The organism is Actinoplanes awajinensis subsp. mycoplanecinus (assembly GCF_001509495.1).
GTDB lineage: Bacteria > Actinomycetota > Actinomycetes > Mycobacteriales > Micromonosporaceae > Actinoplanes > Actinoplanes palleronii.
Map to the genome: position 1 here is coordinate 47,748 of NZ_LLZH01000300.1, position 18,031 is coordinate 65,778.

The window sequence follows — 18,031 nt, forward strand, 5'->3', positions numbered from 1 at the left end:
TCAGGGTGCCACCCGCCGGCCACTCCAGAGCTGCTCGGCGGCGGCCAGATCGCGGGGCCACTCCTCGCCCCGGCGCCGCAGCGTGTGCTCGCTGATCTCGTAGTCGCCGACCAGCCGGTGGAACTCGGCGAGCACGTCGGACTCGCGGAACGGTTTGCAGGAGAAGACGTTCACGAAGATCTCCCGCAGGTGCGGGTAGGTGTGGATGGCCGCGTGCGACTCGGCCAGGATCACCACCGCCGACTTGCCGGACTTCTCCGGCGGGCCGCCCTCGGTGGCGACCAGCGGGCCGGCGATCACCGTCATGCCGATCCGGTCGACCAGCTCGCGCATGAACGTCGTCAAGACCTGATCGTCGTCGAGCGCTGTGATGTCGGCGATGCCGGACAAGCGCAAGGTCAACTCATCGCCGTAGTGGTCATTTTCCATGACGCCTCCCAGGGCCGTGAAACGTACGTTACCGGCCTTCGGCGCCTCCGAATGTGCCACGTTTTCGCTGGCCAGAGGCCATGAGGGATTCCTTTCCGGCAAGCCAAGGTCACCATCAATTCCGTTTTCGGACCACGGTGGACGGTGTGGTTTCCGGTGTTCCGCCGCGGACAGTCGGATACCGGTCTGGCGACCCGGCGCGGATCTTCAGTACGCTCCGCGGGCAGATCGCGTCGAGAGCGGAGATCAGGGCCATGACTGAACCCACCGGCGGTACCACGCCGAACGGCAACACCACCGTCTCCGGCGAGGTGGTGGAGAAGATCGCCGCCGCCGCGGCGCGCAGCGTCCCCGGTGTCGCGGACCTGGGCGGCGACGTCTCCCGGTTCTTCAACAGCGTGCTGGACAAGGTCGGGCTGGACACCGTCGGTGACGCCAGCCGCGGCGTGTCGGCCGAGGTCAAGGACGGCACGGTGACCGTCAACGTGGTGGTCGTGCTGGCCGCCGGCACCGTGGTCGCCGAGGTGACCAGCGCCGTCCAGCTGAAGGTGACCGAGGCGGTGCAGAGCTACGGCCTGCGCGTCCTCTCGGTCAACGTCAACGTGGACGACATCGCGATCAGCTAGTGCAGCCGATGCTCGTGGGCGTAGACCACGATCTGCACCCGGTCGCGTAACTGGAGCTTGCCCAGCAGCCTTCCTACGTGCGCCTTCACGGTCGCTTCCGACAGGTGCAGATCTCCGGCGATCTCACTGTTCGACCGGCCCCGACCCACCAGAGCGAGAACCTCACGTTCCCGCTCGGTGAGCCGCTCCAGCCGGTCGTCCGCGGCCCGGGGGACCGGCAGGTGTGGCAGGAACGCGTCCAGCAGCCGGCGGGTGACCGCCGGCGCGACCACCGCGTGACCGCCCGCCACCGCGTGGATCGCGCTGATCAGGTCGGCTGGCAGCGCGTCCTTCAGCAGGAAGCCACTGGCCCCGGCGCGGAGCGCGGCGTACACGTATTCGTCCAGATCGAACGTGGTCAGGACGAGGATCCGGGCGGGACTGCCGGCGGCCACGATCGTCCGGGTCGCCTCGATCCCGTCCAGGACCGGCATGCGTACGTCCATCAGGACCACATCCGGCCGCAACGCCCGGGTCATCCGGACCGCCTGGGCGCCGTCGCCGGCCTCACCGACCACGGTGATGTCCGGCTGTGACTCCAGCATCAGACGGAAGCCGAGGGAGAGCAGCGGCTGATCGTCGACCAGCAGCACCGAGATGCTCATCCGGTGGCCTGGAACCGCAGCGCGGCGTGGACCCGCCAGCCGACGCCGGGGCGGGGGCCGGCCTCGACCGTCCCGTCGTACGGTGCGGCCCGCTCCCGCATCCCGGTCAGCCCGTTCCCGGCGGAGCCGGCGCCGTCGTCCAGCACGGTGATCTCCACACCCGCCGGGTGGTAGCGCAACGTCACCTCGGCGCTCGCCTCCGGGCCGGCGTGCTTGAGGGTGTTCGTCAGCGACTCCTGCACGATCCGGTAGACGGCCAGCCCGGCACCGGGACCCCACTGTCCGGGTGCGCCGGACCGGACCAGGGTGACCCGGATGCCGGCCGCTCGTACCCGCTCGACCAGAGCGTCCACGTCGTCCAGGCCGGGCTGAGGGGCGCGGTCCACGGTCCTGCCGGAAGAGCTCCGCAACACACCGACCAGCCGGCGCATCTCGCCCAGCGCCTCGCGGCCGGTGGCCGCGGCCTGGCCCATGACGCCGGCCGCGCGCTCCGGCGAACCCGCCGCGACCGCGGCGGCACCTTCCGACAGCGCGACCATCACCGCGATGTGGTGGGCGACCACGTCGTGCATCTCCCGCGCGATCCGCCCGCGTTCCTCGGCGACCGCGAGCCGGGCCCGCTGGTCCCGTTCGATCTCCAGACGCCGGGCCCGGTCCTCGAGCCCGGCCAGATACGCCGCCCGGGTCCGCTGGCTGATCCCGGTCAGTGTGGTCGCCACGATCAGCGCTCCCACCGCGGCGAGGGAGACCCAGGGCTGGCCGAACCCGGGCAGCACCGTGACGATCGCAGCCGGCCAGGCGTAGCGGGCCGGTCGGTGCCTGGCCAGCGCGTGCAGGGCCAGCAGCGGGACCAGCAGCGCTGCCGGGTTCTGCACGCCGAGTGCCTGTGGAACCCAGAACAGCGCGCTGACCAGCGCGAAGACCGGGATCGGAGCGCGCCGCCGCCAGATCAGCGGGATCGGCAGGACGAACACCATGATCCAGTCGAGCAGGTCTGTCGCGGTGACCGTCGCGCCGGTCCGCCCGGTCAGGATGACCGCACAGGCCAGGGCGGCCAGCGCGGCGATCCCGGCGTCCACCGCGTACGGGTGACGCCGGGCCGCCTCACGCGGGTTCATCGGCCCATTGTGGACCCGTCACGGGTCCCGCCTCCACCACACCGCCCCGCCGGCCGCGAGCGCCAGCACCACCCAGCCGGCCGTGACCAGGGCGGCTGGCCCGGGGTTCAGCATCGTGAACGGGTTGCCGCCGCTCGGCACCGCGTACAGCGCCTGCGCCGGCGGCGACCGGGACGTACTTCAGCACGTGATCGCGGACCGCGTCCGGCAGGGCCCCGCCGAGCAGTGCCGGCAGCACGAGGACCAGCAGTACATAGGTGGTGATCGCGGTCGCGGTGTGCCGCAGCAGCGCACCCAGCCCCAGTCCGATCAGAGCGAGCGCCACCGGTGCGGCCGCCGCGCCGATGATGGCCCGGCCCACCCCGGGATCGTCCAAGCCGAGCCGGGCCGCAGACGGCGCGAACGACTGGCTGACGACCAGCGAGGCGGCCGAGGCCAGAAGCATCACCGGCGCGGCCAGCGCGGCCGTTGCGATCGCTTTCGCCCACAGCACCGGCAGCCGTGCCGGCACCGCGGCGAACGTGGAGCGGATCAGCCCGCTGCCGTACTCGCCGGTCACCGCGAGAATGCCGAACACCCCGAGGACCAGGGAGAACACGTCGATTCCGAGGAAGGCCCGGCCGAGGATCCCGGGCGGAGTGTGGTCCGCGCCGGGCAGCCGGTTGGCGTTCCAGCCGATCACTCCGGCCAGCGCCACCGTCAGGAGCGTCACCGTACCGAACACGACCCAGGTGGAGCGGAGCGCGCGGAGTTTGCCGTACTCGGCGTGCAGGACCCGCGGGAACGTCACCCCGATCATGACCGCACCAGTGCCATGTAGGCGTCCTCCAACGAGGCGCGTGCCGGGGTGAGTTCGAAGATCCGTAGCTGGTGCGCGGCCGCGACCGTACCGATCTCCGTGACGTCGAGCCCGGTCACGTCGAGCCGACCGGCCGCCGGCGCGGTCACCGTCGCACCGTTCGCGACCAGGAGCTCGCGCAGCACGTCGGCGTCCGGTGACCGCACCAGGCTGGTGGCCCGGCCGAGCAGGTCGTCAAGGGCGGCGTCGGCGAGCAACCGCCCCTTCCCGATCACCAGCAGGTGATCCGCGGTCACGGCCATCTCGCTCATCAGATGGCTGGAGATCAGGACGGTACGGCCCTCGGCCGCCAGTTGCCGGAGCAGCGTCCGGATCCACAGCACCCCGTCCGGGTCGAGCCCGTTCACCGGTTCGTCCAGGATGACCACCGCCGGATCCCCGAGCAGCGCTGCCGCGATCCCCAGTCGCTGTCCCATCCCGAGCGAGAACCCGCCGGCCCGCCGCCCGGCCACCGCGGCGATCCCGGCCTGTTCGAGCACCTCGTCGACCCGGGCCCGGCCGATCCCGTGCGTCCGGGCCAGCCCGAGCAGATGGTCGCGCGCCGACCGGCCCCCGTGCACGGCCCGCCCTTCCAGCAGGGCGCCGGCCGTCGCCAGCGGCGCCGGATGCTCCCGGTAGGGCTTCCCGTTCACCGTGGCCCGGCCCGCGGTGGGCCGGTCCAGCCCGAGGATCATCCGCATCGTGGTGGACTTGCCCGCCCCGTTCGGGCCGAGGAACCCGGTCACCCGTCCCGGCCGCACCACGAACGACAACCCGTCCACCGCGGTCGTCTTCCCGAATCGCTTCACCAACTCGTCGACTTCAATCATGAGGTCGACGCTAGGAACATCCGGTCCCGGCCGGACCCACCCACGGTCTACATCCCGCGCCGGACACCCCCGACCCGGGTCTAGGCCGGCACGGGTTCCTGGTCCACGGCGGTGGGCACGGCGGCGCGCATCCGGAGCAGGCCGGTCAGGGCCAGGGCCACGCCGGTCGCGACGGTGACGGCGATGCACGCGCGGGCCAGCCAGCCCGGGCCGGTGGCCGGGACCACCGCCGCCAGGAACGCCTCCGAGCTGCCGAGACCCGCGAACGCGGTGAGCACAAAACCGGCCAGCGCCAGGTAGAACGGTGGATGCCGCCACGCCGCGCCGAGGGCCAGGGCGCCGCTGAGCACCAGCACGCCGTCCCAGCCGGAGCCGTCCAGGCCGCGCATCACCGCGTACGAAAAAACGGACAGACCCGCGATGATCGCGAGTGGCGCGACAAGCCGTGACCAGCGGCGGACCAGTGCCGTCAGCAGCAGGCCGAGCAGCGCCGCGCCCACCCACCAGGCCCAGGTCACCGGCGGCGGTTCGTAGTCGAGGGTGCCCCGGAGCTCGAAGACCCGCACCTGGTCACGCAGCGGCACGGCCCACTCCCGCAGCCGGTGCGCATGGTCAGGATCGGCCACGGCCTGCGGCGGACGGGCCGAGCCGAGCCAGTGCGTGCGCTGGTCGTGCCAGCGGACCGTGTCACCGGTGGCGATCCGTTCCCAGGTCGGCGGCGCGGTCGGATCGGCGGCAGGCGGCACCGGGGTGTCCCCGGCCAGGGTCTGGTTCACGTACGCCGCGGGCGAGCCGGTGTTCTGGTAGACGCCGTCCGCGCGCAGCTCGAGGTACGGCTCGCCGGAGTAACCGAGCACCTCGATCGCCCGCCCGGTGGTGTTCGTCAGCTCGAGCCGCGCGCCACCCTCGACCGTGCGGACCGTGAGCCCGTCCATCGGGCTGCTGAGCCCGGTGATCGTGGTGCGGTACGACGTGACGTTCGCCCCCTCCCCACCGTGGGCGGACGCGGGCGTGGCCGGCGCGATCATCGCACCGGCCACGGCCAGGATCAGGGTGATCCGTCTCACCCGGCGGCCTTGTCGACGGCCTGGGTGATCAGCTCGACGGTGGGCACGCTGTCCTGCGGCCCGGTCACCTGGGTGCCGTTGACCACGATCGTCGGCGTGCCGGTGAAGTGACGTGCGGAGAACGTCTCGGTCGCCTTGGTCGCCCATGCCGTGTACGTGCCGGCGTTCACCGCGGCCGCGAACTTGTCGCTCGTCAACCCGATCGACTTCCCGATCTCAATGATCTTGGAGTTGGACAGGCCGTCGCTGTTCTCCTCGGGCTGGTCGGCGTAGAGCGCGTCGTGGAACTCGGTGAACTTGCCCTCCTCGGCGGCGGCCGCGGCGGCGCCGGCCGACCGGGTCGAGTACTCGGTGCCGTTCGACGCGCGGTCCAGGATCGACACCACGTGGTACCGCAGGGTGACCTTGCCGGCGGTGGCCAGCTGGCGCAGCCCGGCCGAGCTCGTCGACTCGAAGTTCTTGCAGATCGGGCACATGAAGTCCTCGTACAGGTCGACGGTGACCGGCCCGCTGCCGACCGCGAACGCGGTGCCCTCGTCGACCGCCACGCTCGGGGTGACCAGCGCGGACTGGGTCTTCTCGTCCTTGCCGGACACCATCGAGTACCCGATCACGCCGGCGATGATCAGCACGGCGACCACGGCCACCGACGTCCAGGTGGCCACTGTGCGGCGGCGCTCCGCGAGGCGCTGCTGCTCGACGATCCTCCGGGCCTTGTCCGCCCGGTCCCGGCTGCCCTTGCTCACGACGATTCCCCCATCAGCACACCATCGATTGAATACCGGGTCCGCGGTCGCCACAGCAGGACTCCGGCGAGTGCCAGGAAACCGAGGTCACGCAGGATGTCCAGGCCGTACGTGGTGTTCCGCCCGGCACCGAGCTCGCCGCCCGAGCTGAAGCAGCCGCAGTCGATGCGCAGCCCCTTCGTCCAGGCCCAGACGATGCCGGCCATGAAGATCACCAGGAGGACGGCGGAGATCGCGGCGGTGAGCCGGGTGGCGAGGCCGATCAGCAGCAGCACGCCCAGGCCGATCTCCAGGAACGGCTGGACGCCGCCGATCATCTTGGCCACGTCGTACGACACCAGCTGGTACGCGTTGACCGCCCGCGCCGACTCCGCCAGGTCACCGATCTTGGTGGCGCCCGCGATCAGCCAGACGGCGGCCAGCCCGACCCTGGCCAGTGTGGAGATCCACGGCCAGACCGCGGACCGCGTAGTGGTTTCCATGGTCACGTCCTGTTAGACGGAGTTGATCGGGTTCCAGTTCCCGATCATCCCCGGCTGAGAGAATTCTCAGCTGGCCTGTGCCTTCGACACCGCGGTGATCAGTTCGTCCCGGGCCCGGGCCACCCGGGACCGGATGGTGCCCACCGGCACCGCCTCGACCTCGGCGGCCTCCGCGTAGGACAACCCCAGCACCTGGGTCAGCACGAACGCCGTGCGCCGCTCCTCGCCCAGCCGGTTCAGCAGATCGGCGCTGCTCAGCCGATGTGCCGGATCGGGCACCGGCACCTCGGTGGCGGCCTGCGCGGCGAGCCGGGCGTCCAGCTTCCGGCGGCGCACCACGGCCCGCAGGTGATCCGCGCAGGTGCGCCGGGCGATGCCGAGCAGCCAGGTCCGCACCGTCGACCGTCCCTCGAACGAGTCGAGCGCCCGGAACACCCGCAGGAACGTCTCCTGGGTCAGGTCGTCCGCGGCGCCCGGGTCGACGAGCGCGGCGGTGAAGCGCCAGACCTCGGCCTGGGTGGCCCGCACGAACGCGGCCTGTGCGACCGGGTCGCCGGCGCGGGCGGCCAGCGCCAGCGCGGTGGTCTCGTCCGTCTCCTGCTCACCAGCCGTCACGACCGGCATCGTACGCGGTGCCGGGGGATCTGGAACCATGCGAGGGCCGCCGGCGACCACCCGCAGGTGGCCGAACGGATGGTGATCAGAGAGCATGGCCGTCATGACCGTCTACCGACGCCGGCGCGCGACCGTTCTGCTCGGGATGCTGATCGGCATGATCGGTGTGCTGCTGTCGGCCGTTCCGGCCAGCGCGCACGCCGCTCTGGTCAGCAGCGACCCGAACAACGGCGTGATCGTGCCGGACGCGCCGAACAAGGTGACCCTCACGTTCAGCGAGTCGATCCAACTGATCTCCGGGAAGATCCGGGTGCTCGCGCCGGACGGGTCCCGCGCCGATCAGGGCGATCCCACCGCGGACGGCTCGCAGGTGACGATCCCGCTGCGCTCCGGGGGCGGCCGGGGCACGTACCTGGTCACGTTCCGGGTGATCTCGGCGGACAGTCACCCGGTGGCCGGGACGATCACGTACTCGGTGGGCGCGGCCTCCACACCGCCCGCGGCCGACGAGATCGAGGACGTCAAGGTCGACCCGGTGGTCCGGGCGCTCATCCCGATCGGCAAATATCTGGGGTACGCCGGGCTGGTGCTCCTAGTCGGCCCGGTGCTCGTCCTGGCGCTGCTCTGGCCGCAGCGGCTGGCCCGCCGTGGCCCCGGCCGGCTGATCTGGACCGGTATCGGGCTGGTCGCCGGCAGCACGGTGCTGGGGATCTGGCTGCAGGCGCCGTACACGCTCGGCACCACGCTCTTCGACGTCCGGGTCGGTGACCTGCGGGACGTGCTGGGCAGTACGTTCGGCGCGGTGATGCTGGTCCGGCTGGCCGTGGTGATCGCCGCCGGATTCCTGCTCCGGCCGCTGCTCGTCGGCTCGGGCGGCGAGTCGAAGCTCGACCTGGCCCTGCTCGGGGTCCTCGGGGTGGCCGCGCTGGCCACCTGGCCGCTGACCGGCCACCCGACCGCCTCACCGGTGCCCGGCGTCTCGGTGGTGCTGGACGCGCTGCACCTGGCCTCGATGTCGGTCTGGCTGGGCGGTCTGGTGATGCTCTTCGCGTTCCTGCTGCCCCAGGCGAACGCCCGGGAGCTGGGCGCGATCCTGCCGATCTGGTCGCGCTGGGCGTTCACCGCGGTCGGCGCGCTGATCTTCGCCGGCACGGTGCAGGCGCTGATCGAGGTCTCCTCCCTGAACGGCCTGTTCAACAGCACGTACGGGCGGCTGATCCTGACCAAGGTGGCCCTCGCGGCGATCGTCATCGCGGTGGCCGCCTACTCCCGCCGGCTGGTCAACCACAAGATCGCCGAGGAGTCGCCGCGCGGGCTGCGCCGGGTGCTGCTGGCCGAACTCGGGATCACCGCGGTGGTGCTCGGGGTGACCGCGGCGCTGGTGCAGATCGCGCCGCCGCGGACCGCCGAGGCCGCACAGACCACCGAGACGTCGACGACGGTCACCCAGACGCTCACCGACAAGAACATGTCGCTGCAGGTGGACATCTATCCGGCCGCGGTCGGCAACAACTCGATGCACCTGTACGCCTACACCCCGGACAACAAGCCGTTGCCGGTGGTCGAGTGGAAGGCGACCGCCGCGCTGCCGGCCAAGGGCATCGAGCCGATCGAGATCCCGCTGCTGCGGATCACCGACTTCCACGCGATCGGCGACATCGCGCTGCCGCAGGCCGGCGAGTGGACGTTCAAGTTCACCGCCCGGACGACCGACATCGATCAGACGTCGTTCACGATGACCGCCAAGATCTCCTAGCCCCCTGTCGGTTATGGCCCGTTCCGTAATGGATCGGGCCTTAACCGTATCTGTCGAGGGTCGCCTGCTCGTTTGACCAATTTGGGGCTATTTGCCTCGGTATGGTGCGCGCAGTACGGCCCGAGAAGGGGGAATTAACAATGCGGCTGTTCCGGCCGGTCCTCGGCATGCTGCTTTTGACGATCGGACTGCCCGCGTTGCTGGCCGGTGGGTGCCTGTGGGCAGCCCTGCGGCATCGCGACGCCGGTGGAGCCTTCAGTGCCGAGCTGCAGCGGCTCAGTGCGCCCGGGTACGCGATCGTCGTACCGGACGTCGACCGCCTGCTCCGTGACGACGCCTCGTTCGCCCGGATCGGCGACACCGAGCTGCGGATCACCGCGCTCACCGGGACCGGCCCGGCCTTCATCGGCCTGGCCCCGGCGGGTGACGTCGCCGGATTCCTGCGTGACGTGCCGCACACCGAGATCCGCGGTGTGCAGGTCGGCACCGGCGAGCTGCCGATCACCGCGGCCCGGATCGAGGGCGTCCGGAGTCTGCCCTCCGCCCCCGGCCGTCAGGACTTCTGGACACAGACCGGCGGCGGCGCCCTGCGCTGGGTCCCCGCCGACCTCCCCGCCGGCTACAGCCTGGTGATCATGAACGCCGCGGGCGGCGCGAACCTCCGCCTCAACGGCACCGTCGAGGTCCGCGCCGGCTGGCTCGACTCGACGACCTGGTGCCTGCTGTCGTTCGGGGCCATGCTGCTGATGTCCGGCATCGCGGTGCTGGCGACGCCGCGCCGCCGCCGCGAGGTGGTCTACGTGGTCGAACCGAGCCAGGTCCCGGCCCTGATGCTGGCGATCGGCGCCCCGATCCCGCTCCGCGCCCTCGGCCAGCGCGACCCGCGGCTCGCCCTGGACGCCCTCGGCGATGGCGACGGCCCCCTCGCGCTCCGCGAACTCGGCCAGGGTTTCGACGCCTTCGCCCCGCGCGCTCGCGGCGGCGCTCACCGTCCGCGCACGCTTGCCGACTCCCCACTGTCACGCCCGCCGGCGCTGCCGCAGTTCTCCTGGCCGCCGGTGCAGGGAGGCGGTTCGCTCCCGCTCACACCAACCCCTTCCGGTACGACGATGACCGCGCCGATCCAGGCCGCCCCCTCCGGTACGTCCACCGGCATCCGCCCTGGCGGCATCACCCCGGTGGTCCCCGGCGCTCTCCCGATCCCTTCTGCGGCCTCGGTCGACGCTGCCTCGGTCGACGCCGCTTCGGTTGGCGCGGCCTCGGTCGATGCGGCTTCGGCTGGCGCTGCCGGGGCCGGCAACGGTCAGGAGGAGCCGGTGGCGTCCGGTGGGGTGGTGGCCGAGGCTCCGAGCGGTCTGCTGTCCGATTCCGGCCTGGCTGCCGAGTCGCCTAACCCGGCGCCGGGCCGGCCGCTGAGCCTGCTCGGTGAGATGCCCTCGCTCGCCAGCATGCTCACCCCGCCGGGCACCCGCCCGGAACGGCCCGCTCGGCGGCGTCTCCCGGCCCCGGTCGACCTGGCGGAGTTCCACGCCACCGCGGTCGGCGCCTGGGTCGCGCAGACCGCCCCGGAACGCGCCCGCCAGACCCAGGCCCAGGCCGCTGCGGCACTGGCCGAGGCGGCCCGCCTCCGCGCCCCGATCTCCACCACCCAGCCCGCAGCCGAGGCCGCCGCTGCCGGTGCCGAGGCCGTCTCTGCCGACGAGCAGGCCCGCCAGGCCGAGGCGGCACGGTCCGAACCGGCCATCGAACCGGCTTCGGCCGTGCCGTCCGCCACCCGGACACCGGCCGGGGCCGGATCCGAGAACGACACGGCCCGAGGTGCCGGCATGGACCTCGAGAACGGCATGGACCTTGCGAACGGTCCCGGTCTTGAGGGCGGCATCGACCTCGCCGACAGCGCCGGCCACGAGGCCGGTAGGGGTCTGGAGGCCAGCGCGGTCCGCAAGGGCGGTGTGTGGCCCGCTCCCGCGCCGCGCCGGGTGGTGCTGCTCACCGGGCCGAACGCCACCGACTGGGCGGCCACCGGCCTGACCCGGATGGGCGGAGCCCGCCCGGCGCTCAAGGCCGCCACCGAGGACGAGCCGGCGCCGGCGATCGAGAACGGCGCGGCGTCGGAAGCGCCGACCCAGCCGATCGAGAACCGGCCGGAGTCCGACGGGCCGACGCAGCCGATCGAGAACCGGCCGAACCCGGACGCACTGACCCGGCTGATCGAGAGCCGGCCGGAGTCCGCGTCCGCGAGCGTTGCGGAGGCCGCGCCGGAAGGCCCGGAGCCGGCGACGATCGCGGACGCCACGGAACGCCTTGAAACCGAGGCCGACGATGCCGTCACGGTGACGGGGGACGCTTCACCCGAGGCCGCGTCGGTCTCACCTGAGGTTCGCGACGCCCAGGACGGTGCAGGCACCACCGAAACCGGCCAGGCCACCGACGGCGCTGTGCCCGAAACCGGGCAGGCCGACGGCGACGTGTCCGACATCGAGCAGGCTGGTGAGCCGGGTCCGGAGACGGAGAAGCGGGCTGAGCCGAAGCCGCCGGTCGTGCCGTTCCCGACTCGGCACCCGAGCGCGCCGGCTCAGCCGGTTCCCGCCGCGCGGGCGGCGGAGAGTGGCCGCACGTCGATCCACGAGACCGAGGCCGGGCCGTCCGAGGTGACCGGGGCCGGTCAGCCCGGGGGCGGTCGGGTCGAGGCGGGGCAGGGCGCGGCTGATGACCGTACTCGGAAAGCTAGTGGGGCAAACCGCCTGCCCGGCAGCGGAAAGGCGGCGGTGACCCCCGCGGCCGAGAATGAGCAGGCCGGGCCGGTGCGCGGTCTGACGCCGAAACAGGGCGGCAACCGGACGGCGGACGCCGAGGAACGGCCTTCGGTGCACGCGGCCGAGGCCGGAGCGGGGGAGCCGGCCGCGGAGGCACAGGCCAAGGCGGCGGCCAAGTCGGCAGCCAAGCGGGCCGAAGCGAAGCGGGCGACCGAGCCGAACCGGCCGCTGTCCCGGGCCCAGGACCGGCTCGCCGGAACCGTGGCCGGCCGGCAGTCCACCGCGGCGACCGGCCGCAAGGTCCCGGCCGCCTGGCTCAAGGCCGCCGAGTCGGTCGCGGCCCGCGCAGCGACCAAGACCGCTAGCGACCAGACCGTTCCCGACCAGATCGCTTCGCACCAGACCGCTCCCGAGCAGATCGTCCCCGGGCGGGCCGCTTCTGGTCAGGGAGAGCCGGCGGCGGATCAGCAGGCGGCGGGTGAGGCCGCGGCCGCGCGGAAGCCGCGGCCCCGGACGGGAAGCGCCCGATCGGCCGCGACGCGATCCGCCGCGGAGAAGGCCGAGCCGGCGTCCACCGGGATCGAGCACGTCGAGCCGGCATCCGCAGGCACCGCGCAGGTCGAGCCGGCGTCTGCCGGGACCGCGCAGGTCGAGGCGGCGTCCGCTGGCACTGCGCAGGTCGAGGTTGCGTCCGGCTCGGGGAGCGTGGAGATCGTCGAGACCGGTGAAGGCGCCGAGGGCGGGAAGGCGAGCCGGGTGCCGAGCTACGTCGAGGAGGCCGCCGAGCTGCTGGGCACCACCGCTGTCCCTGAGCGCAAGCGCCGGCGCGCGCCGTCCACCCGCACCTCGGCCCGCAACCGGCCGAAGGACACCCCGGACGAGAGCTGACCGGAACAGATCAAGCGAGAACACCACCACCGCGAGGGCCGCCCACACCGGGCGGCCCTCGCCGCGTTGCAGGCGGGGGATCGGGAGAACGACCGATTGCCGGTGGCTGCGGGCGACGCTTCAACCCGCATCGGAAGGATCGGTAGCTGGACCGGACCGCTCTCCTGGCCGGAGTCGGCGAGATCCTGCCGGCGCGGCCGGTGTGCGGCGGAGCAGCTGGTGGGCCGCGCGGGGCCGCCGGTGGCCGCGGTTCGGGGGCGGAAAGCCGAAGGGGCCCTTCGCGCTGCCGACACGAAGGGCCCCTTTACCGGGGGGAACGGAGTAACCGAAGGGGGGCTTCGTCCGTTAAGTTCACTTTACCCCCTCAAACGACCAATGCGGAAGACGACCCACTAAAGCGGACAAACATCGCGAATGTTCGCTGGCCCGACACTCACGTCGAACAGCGGAGCGCCCGCCGGGCTACGCTGTCCGGGTGGCGGATCTTCTGGTGTGGATCGACTGTGAGATGACCGGTCTCGAGCTGGGCAAGGACAAGCTCATCGAGGTTGCGGCCCTGGTCACCGATCCTGAACTCAACGTGCTCGGCGAGGGCGTCGACCTGGTCATTCACGCCGATGACGCGGCGCTCGACGCCATGCCTCCGGTGGTGCGGGACATGCACGCGAAATCGGGACTGACCGAGGAGGTGCGCCGCTCCGTCCTCACCATGGGTGAGGCCGAGGAGCTGATCCTGGCGTACATCAAGGAGCACGTCCCCAACCCGCGCACCGCGCCGCTGTGCGGCAACTCGATCGCCACCGACCGGGGCTTCCTGGCCCGGGACATGCCGGCGCTCGACTCGCACCTGCACTACCGCATGATCGACGTCTCCTCGATCAAGGAACTCACCCGTCGTTGGTACCCGCGGGTGTATTTCGGGCAGCCGGCCAAGGGCCTGTCGCACCGGGCTCTCGCCGACATCAAGGAGAGCATCCGCGAGCTGGAGTACTACCGGCGAACCGTCTTCGTGCCCCTGCCGGGCCCGGACGTCGAGGCGGCCAAAGCCATCGCCGCGGAACTCTGACGCGCCGAACGGGTAACCCGCTCGACGAGCCGGGTCGGGGTGTGGCTATGATTGTGCCGCACCACGGGGTTAGCCCCTCGCGGTAATGGTGGTCGTAGCTCAGCTGGTAGAGCACCGGGTTGTGGTCCCGGGGGTCGCGGGTTCAAGTCCCGTCGGTCACCCCATGAAGTTGCAGGTCGAAGCGCCTGATCGCGAAAGCGGTCGGGCGCTTTCGTTTCACCGCCCGGTGCCGGTCGCTCCTCGTCGGCAGAAGTCCGCGCTTCACGCCGGTGAGGCGGTGGGAATCCGCGCTGCGTGCCGGTGGGGCGGCGGGAGTCCGCGCCCGGCGCCGGAGGGTGGGGAAAGGCCGCGCTGAGGCGGGTTCGAGGGCGGTAGGGGTACGCGATCGGGTTGTGCGTGCGTTTACCGCCCGCCTGTGGGCGGCGCACGCACGCAATCTGGCAACGCGGGCTCCCGCCGCCCCCGAGAACGGCCCATGCACCCGCTCGGCATCGTGCCCGGGGCTGTTTCGGCGACCGTGGCTGCTCGCCGGGTGGATCCGGCGAGCGCGTGTGGTGGTGCCCGGTTCGGCCCGGTGGCCGTGACCGTGCGCCGGGCGGGACTGGCCTCGCCGAGTAGGCAGGTTTCTTTATTGTCTATTCTTCGATCGGCAGGAAACTTGATCTTCTCGAATTCGGAGTGATACTTTCCCGGATCGACATAGCTGGACCGTAAGAAATCCTGCGTATAGGCATCTGAGCGGAAGAATTTTCTGCACTCGGCGAAGCTGTGCGCTACCTATGCGTAAGGGAGAGAGATGACTCGGGTCGGGGGCATCGCCTACTTCCTCGTCATCGTCACCCTGATCGTGCTGGGCTTCGTCATCCGGCCGTGTTTCTGGATCGGGCTCACCGTGGCCACGGTCACCATGGTCGCGGCGTGGCTGCTCGAGCTGCTGCTCGGCCGGGGGTGCCGTTCTCGCTGAGCGGCGCCTGTGCGCAGGGCATGGGGGCCGGCCGGGGTGAACGGGGGCCGGCCGTCCCCCATGGGCGCGGTCCGGCGCGCGGAAAGGCGGAGCGGGGCGGGCGAACGGAAAGCTCGGGTGGGAAAAACTTCCTGGGAGCGCGCAACCTTTCCGCTCCCGGGTGCCACTGGGTGGGTGATCAACACTCATCTCCCCGGGAGTTCCCCTGATGCTCGCCAAGCGTTTCGTCGTGCCGCTCGCGGTGGCGGCCCTCGGTACCGGCGCCGCCGTGTTCGGCGTCCTGAACGCCGATGCCGCCGAGACTGCCGGCTGCGCCGTCACGTACACCGTCAACAGCCAGTGGAATTCCGGCTTCACCGGTGACGTGAAGGTCCGGAACACCGGTGCTTCCGCGGTGAACGGCTGGACGCTCGGGTTCGCCTTCCCGTCCGGGCAGAAGCTCGCCTCCGGCTGGAACGGCACCTGGACCCAGACCGGCACCAGCGTCACGGTGACCGACGCCGGGTGGAACAAGAGCCTGGCCGCCGGGTCGACCGTCACGCTCGGCTTCAACGGCACCTGGAGCGGCGGCAATGCGGTACCCACCACGTTCTCCCTGAACGGGGTGACCTGCGGCGCCACGGCCACCACGGCCCCGTCCGCCACCCCGAGCACTACGAAGACCGCGACCGCGGCACCGACGGCCACCACGAGCGCGACGCCGACGAAGACCGCGACGGCCTCCCCGAGCACCAGCAAGACGGCGAGCGCGACGACGAGCCCGACCCCGACCGCCGCGGCCACCACCAAGGGCGCCGAGAACTGCACCGACTTCGCCGCCCTGATCCGCGGCAAGTACTGGGTCAACAACAACGTCTGGGGCAAGGCCGACGGCACCGGCTCGCAGTGCGTCTGGGAGAACGGCCTCTCCGGCGACAACCTGAGCTGGGGCACGAGCTGGACCTGGGCCGGCGACAACACCAAGGTCAAGTCGTACGGCAGTGCGGTGCTCGGCTGGCACTGGGGCAACAAGACCACCGGCACCGGGCTGCCGGTCCAGCTCAGCGCGGGCAAGGCGGTCAAGGCCAGCTGGAATTTCACGGTCACCCAGAAGACCGCGAACGTCATGAACGTCTCGTACGACCTGTGGTTCCACAAGATCGCCAACCCGGACTGGCAGGACCAGCCCACCGACGAGGTGATGGTCTGGCTCTACAAGTCCGGCGGGGCCGGCCCGGTCGGCACCAAGCAGGCGACGGTGACCCTCGGCGGCGCCACCTGGGATCTCTACAAGGGCAACATCGGCTGGGACGTGTACTCGTTCGTACGGACCGCGAACACCACCTCCGCCGACCTGAACCTGACCGATTTCACCACTGACCTGGCGGGGCGGGGATGGCTCGACAAGACCAAGTATCTGTCCAGCGTGCAGGCCGGAACCGAGGTCTTCACCGGCTCGGGGCAGCTCGACACCAGCTCGTACTCGGTGAAGATCAGCTAGCCCGGTCGGCCTGTGTGCCATTGACGGTCAGGAAGTCCCGCGTGCCGGAGCAGGACGCCGAACGCGCCTTCAGGCGCTTCTTCGACGCACACCACACCGATCTGTCGCGCCTCGCGTACCTCGTCACCGGCGAGACGCAGGTCGCCGACGATCTGGCGTCGGACGCGTTCGTCGAGGTCTGGCGGCACTGGGAGCGGGTGCAGGCGGCGGACAGCCCGATCGCGTACGCCCGGGGCATCGTGACCAACCTGGCCCGCCAGTGGATCAAAAAGCAGACCCGGGAACGCGCCGGCCTGCTGCGGCTCGGCCTGTTGCGCCGGGACCGCGGCGAGACCGACACCCCCGCGATCCTCGACGTGCGCGCGGCTCTGGGGCGGCTTCCGCTCCGGCGCCGCGAGTGCGTCATCCTCCGGTACGCGTTCGACGTGCCGGAGAAGGAGGTCGCCGCGATCCTGGGCATCTCGGTGGGTGCGGTGAAGAGTCACAGCTCGCGGGGCGCCGCCCAGCTGAGTGAGTTCCTCCGGGAGATGCCGCTGATGATGGGAGGTCACCATGGCTGAGCGGCCCCAGAACGACCTGGGTGCGGTGCTGCGCCAGGAGGCCGAGCGGCACCTGCCGGACGGCGACGCGATGTTCGATCGGATCAACCGGCAGCGCTTCGCCGGTACACCGGCCCCTCCGGCTCGCCCGCTGTGGAGTTTCACCGGGCTGCGGCCGATGGCGGCGGCCTTCTCGGTGGCGGCCACCCTGGTGGCCGGGTTCACCGGGATCAAGCTGCTCACCAGCGATGACCCGGAACGGACACCGACCGCGACGACCGGCACCGCCTCGGCCGCGCCGACCAGCCGTCCACCCCTGCCGGTCACCACCCGGCCGAGCCCGTCCGCGGCCGGCACGTCGAAGCACACCACCACCGGCGGCGGCGGCGGGCCCACCGGCCGGCCGCACGCCAGCCGGTCCAGTTCTGCGGCGCCGCCGGCGTTCCAGCCGGTGTCCGGTTTCGTCAGCTCGTCCGGGGTGATCAACGAGTACTCGACGGACACCTGGGGGCAGAGCGACGTGACGATCACCAACACCCAGCAGATCACCGCGCTGGACCTGGCGATCAGCGTGGCCCGGACCGCGGGCGTGGCGAACACCGGCAACTGGAGCACGGTGCCCGGCTCGATGATCACGATCACCCTGACCGAGGAGAAGGACGCGCTGATCTACCGCTTCACCCTGAAGCCGGGTGGCGTCCTCGCGGCCGGCAAGTATGTTTTCGCGGCCCAGTACCAGCAGGCCGGGAAGCGCGACCCGGGCGCGGACCTCTACGGCGCGGTCGCCTCGGCCGGTGAGCAGCGGGCGGAGGTCACGGGGGCCTTCGTCGCGGCGAGCTGAGCCGGGCGCCGGGCGCGGTCAGTTCACCGCGTCCAGGCCGCTGTCCGCGCAGACCTGCGCCATGTCGGCCGCTGCGGCGCTGACCGGGGCGATGGCGTCCGGCTCACCGCCGCTGTCGTGCGAGGCCAGAGCTATGTGGTACGCCTGAGCCAGCGTGGTCGCGGCGTCACCGACCGGTGCGTCCGCCGTGGCACTGGCGTCCGCGATCGCCCGGACCACGCCCGGCTGCATCAGCGACGCGTCGCGGATGGCGGCACCCAGCAGCCCGCAGGTGATCAGGCCGGGCGGGTTGTCGGCCGCCGAGGAGCCGATCGCCGGTGACGCCGTGGCGGCCGGGGCGGGGGAG

General features: G+C 71.7%; 18 protein-coding genes and 1 tRNA gene. 9 read left to right on the forward strand and 10 right to left on the reverse strand.

The window, feature by feature from the left end; translation table 11 throughout:
• Complete coding sequence (locus tag ADL15_RS36035; protein WP_067700817.1) at positions 1-429, reverse strand: S-adenosylmethionine decarboxylase family protein; 429 nt, start codon at positions 427-429, stop codon at positions 1-3.
• 254 nt (positions 430-683) lie between these two features.
• On the opposite strand from ADL15_RS36035, the gene ADL15_RS36040 reads away from it, so the two are divergent.
• Positions 684-1,055 carry an Asp23/Gls24 family envelope stress response protein gene (locus ADL15_RS36040; protein WP_067700820.1) on the forward strand — a complete coding sequence of 124 codons (372 nt, stop codon included), beginning with the start codon at positions 684-686 and terminating at the stop codon, positions 1,053-1,055.
• Here ADL15_RS36040 and ADL15_RS36045 read toward each other — a convergent pair.
• The 8 genes from ADL15_RS36045 to ADL15_RS36080 form a co-directional block, all read right to left on the reverse strand.
• A complete protein-coding gene (locus ADL15_RS36045) occupies positions 1,052-1,699 on the reverse strand; it encodes a response regulator (RefSeq protein ID WP_067700823.1) in 648 nt (215 codons plus the stop codon). The genes ADL15_RS36040 and ADL15_RS36045 overlap by 4 nt on opposite strands.
• The gene (locus ADL15_RS36050) at positions 1,696-2,817 is read right to left on the reverse strand and encodes a sensor histidine kinase (protein WP_067700826.1); all 1,122 of its coding nucleotides are present in this window, start codon (positions 2,815-2,817) and stop codon (positions 1,696-1,698) included. The genes ADL15_RS36045 and ADL15_RS36050 overlap by 4 nt, the downstream gene beginning before the upstream one ends.
• Positions 2,804-3,616, reverse strand: coding sequence for an ABC transporter permease (locus ADL15_RS36055; protein ID WP_067700829.1), 813 nt, complete (start codon positions 3,614-3,616; stop codon positions 2,804-2,806). Before ADL15_RS36055 ends, ADL15_RS36050 begins: the two co-directional genes overlap by 14 nt.
• On the reverse strand, positions 3,613-4,485 hold the full coding sequence (locus tag ADL15_RS36060) for an ATP-binding cassette domain-containing protein (protein WP_067700832.1): 873 nt from the start codon (positions 4,483-4,485) through the stop codon (positions 3,613-3,615). The genes ADL15_RS36055 and ADL15_RS36060 overlap by 4 nt, the downstream gene beginning before the upstream one ends.
• 80 nt (positions 4,486-4,565) lie before the next feature.
• The gene (locus ADL15_RS36065) at positions 4,566-5,552 is read right to left on the reverse strand and encodes a hypothetical protein (protein ID WP_232344759.1); all 987 of its coding nucleotides are present in this window, start codon (positions 5,550-5,552) and stop codon (positions 4,566-4,568) included.
• Complete coding sequence (locus tag ADL15_RS36070; RefSeq protein WP_067700835.1) at positions 5,549-6,298, reverse strand: DsbA family protein; 750 nt, start codon at positions 6,296-6,298, stop codon at positions 5,549-5,551. The genes ADL15_RS36065 and ADL15_RS36070 overlap by 4 nt, the downstream gene beginning before the upstream one ends.
• Positions 6,295-6,780, reverse strand: coding sequence for a MauE/DoxX family redox-associated membrane protein (locus ADL15_RS36075; protein ID WP_067700838.1), 486 nt, complete (start codon positions 6,778-6,780; stop codon positions 6,295-6,297). Before ADL15_RS36075 ends, ADL15_RS36070 begins: the two co-directional genes overlap by 4 nt.
• Positions 6,781-6,846: 66 nt before the next feature.
• The gene (locus ADL15_RS36080; RefSeq protein WP_067700841.1) at positions 6,847-7,404 is read right to left on the reverse strand and encodes a sigma-70 family RNA polymerase sigma factor; all 558 of its coding nucleotides are present in this window, start codon (positions 7,402-7,404) and stop codon (positions 6,847-6,849) included.
• A gap of 85 nt (positions 7,405-7,489) precedes the next feature.
• Here ADL15_RS36080 and ADL15_RS36085 point away from each other — a divergent pair, with 85 nt between their 5' ends.
• The 8 genes from ADL15_RS36085 to ADL15_RS36115 all read left to right on the forward strand — a co-directional run bounded on the left by ADL15_RS36085 (position 7,490) and on the right by ADL15_RS36115 (position 17,685).
• On the forward strand, positions 7,490-9,151 hold the full coding sequence (locus ADL15_RS36085) for a copper resistance CopC/CopD family protein (RefSeq protein ID WP_067700844.1): 1,662 nt from the start codon (positions 7,490-7,492) through the stop codon (positions 9,149-9,151).
• 140 nt (positions 9,152-9,291) lie between these two features.
• The gene (locus ADL15_RS36090; RefSeq protein ID WP_067700847.1) at positions 9,292-12,795 is read left to right on the forward strand and encodes a hypothetical protein; all 3,504 of its coding nucleotides are present in this window, start codon (positions 9,292-9,294) and stop codon (positions 12,793-12,795) included.
• A gap of 475 nt (positions 12,796-13,270) precedes the next feature.
• Entirely contained in the window at positions 13,271-13,861 is a 591-nt protein-coding gene (gene orn, locus ADL15_RS36095) for an oligoribonuclease (RefSeq protein WP_083972211.1), read from the forward strand.
• Positions 13,862-13,949: 88 nt separating this feature from the next.
• Positions 13,950-14,025 (forward strand) — tRNA-His (locus ADL15_RS36100).
• 632 nt (positions 14,026-14,657) lie between these two features.
• Complete coding sequence (locus ADL15_RS53460; RefSeq protein ID WP_157441815.1) at positions 14,658-14,825, forward strand: hypothetical protein; 168 nt, start codon at positions 14,658-14,660, stop codon at positions 14,823-14,825.
• A gap of 208 nt (positions 14,826-15,033) precedes the next feature.
• The gene (locus ADL15_RS54630) at positions 15,034-16,305 is read left to right on the forward strand and encodes a GH12 family glycosyl hydrolase domain-containing protein (protein ID WP_067700850.1); all 1,272 of its coding nucleotides are present in this window, start codon (positions 15,034-15,036) and stop codon (positions 16,303-16,305) included.
• 41 nt (positions 16,306-16,346) lie between these two features.
• Positions 16,347-16,865, forward strand: a complete 519-nt coding sequence (locus ADL15_RS36110) for a SigE family RNA polymerase sigma factor (protein WP_067700853.1) — start codon at positions 16,347-16,349, stop codon at positions 16,863-16,865.
• Positions 16,858-17,685 (forward strand): hypothetical protein, encoded by an 828-nt coding sequence (locus ADL15_RS36115; protein WP_067700856.1) that lies wholly within the window; start codon positions 16,858-16,860, stop codon positions 17,683-17,685. Before ADL15_RS36110 ends, ADL15_RS36115 begins: the two co-directional genes overlap by 8 nt.
• An 18-nt stretch (positions 17,686-17,703) precedes the next feature.
• Here ADL15_RS36115 and ADL15_RS54635 read toward each other — a convergent pair.
• A partial coding sequence (locus ADL15_RS54635; protein ID WP_067700859.1) for a hypothetical protein occupies positions 17,704-18,031 on the reverse strand: 328 nt, incomplete at its 5' end.

Excerpts from the sequence above, each read along its gene's own strand:
- ADL15_RS36035 (WP_067700817.1), bottom strand. The coding sequence starts at position 429 with ATGGAAAATGACCACTACGGCGATGAGTTGACCTTGCGCTTGTCCGGC.
- ADL15_RS36040 (WP_067700820.1), top strand. The coding sequence starts at position 684 with ATGACTGAACCCACCGGCGGTACCACGCCGAACGGCAACACCACCGTC.
- ADL15_RS36045 (WP_067700823.1), bottom strand. The coding sequence starts at position 1,699 with ATGAGCATCTCGGTGCTGCTGGTCGACGATCAGCCGCTGCTCTCCCTC.
- ADL15_RS36050 (WP_067700826.1), bottom strand. The coding sequence starts at position 2,817 with ATGAACCCGCGTGAGGCGGCCCGGCGTCACCCGTACGCGGTGGACGCC.
- ADL15_RS36055 (WP_067700829.1), bottom strand. The coding sequence starts at position 3,616 with ATGATCGGGGTGACGTTCCCGCGGGTCCTGCACGCCGAGTACGGCAAA.
- ADL15_RS36060 (WP_067700832.1), bottom strand. The coding sequence starts at position 4,485 with ATGATTGAAGTCGACGAGTTGGTGAAGCGATTCGGGAAGACGACCGCG.
- ADL15_RS36075 (WP_067700838.1), bottom strand. The coding sequence starts at position 6,780 with ATGGAAACCACTACGCGGTCCGCGGTCTGGCCGTGGATCTCCACACTG.
- ADL15_RS36080 (WP_067700841.1), bottom strand. The coding sequence starts at position 7,404 with ATGCCGGTCGTGACGGCTGGTGAGCAGGAGACGGACGAGACCACCGCG.
- ADL15_RS36085 (WP_067700844.1), top strand. The coding sequence starts at position 7,490 with ATGGCCGTCATGACCGTCTACCGACGCCGGCGCGCGACCGTTCTGCTC.
- ADL15_RS36090 (WP_067700847.1), top strand. The coding sequence starts at position 9,292 with ATGCGGCTGTTCCGGCCGGTCCTCGGCATGCTGCTTTTGACGATCGGA.
- ADL15_RS53460 (WP_157441815.1), top strand. The coding sequence starts at position 14,658 with ATGACTCGGGTCGGGGGCATCGCCTACTTCCTCGTCATCGTCACCCTG.
- ADL15_RS54630 (WP_067700850.1), top strand. The coding sequence starts at position 15,034 with ATGCTCGCCAAGCGTTTCGTCGTGCCGCTCGCGGTGGCGGCCCTCGGT.
- ADL15_RS36115 (WP_067700856.1), top strand. The coding sequence starts at position 16,858 with ATGGCTGAGCGGCCCCAGAACGACCTGGGTGCGGTGCTGCGCCAGGAG.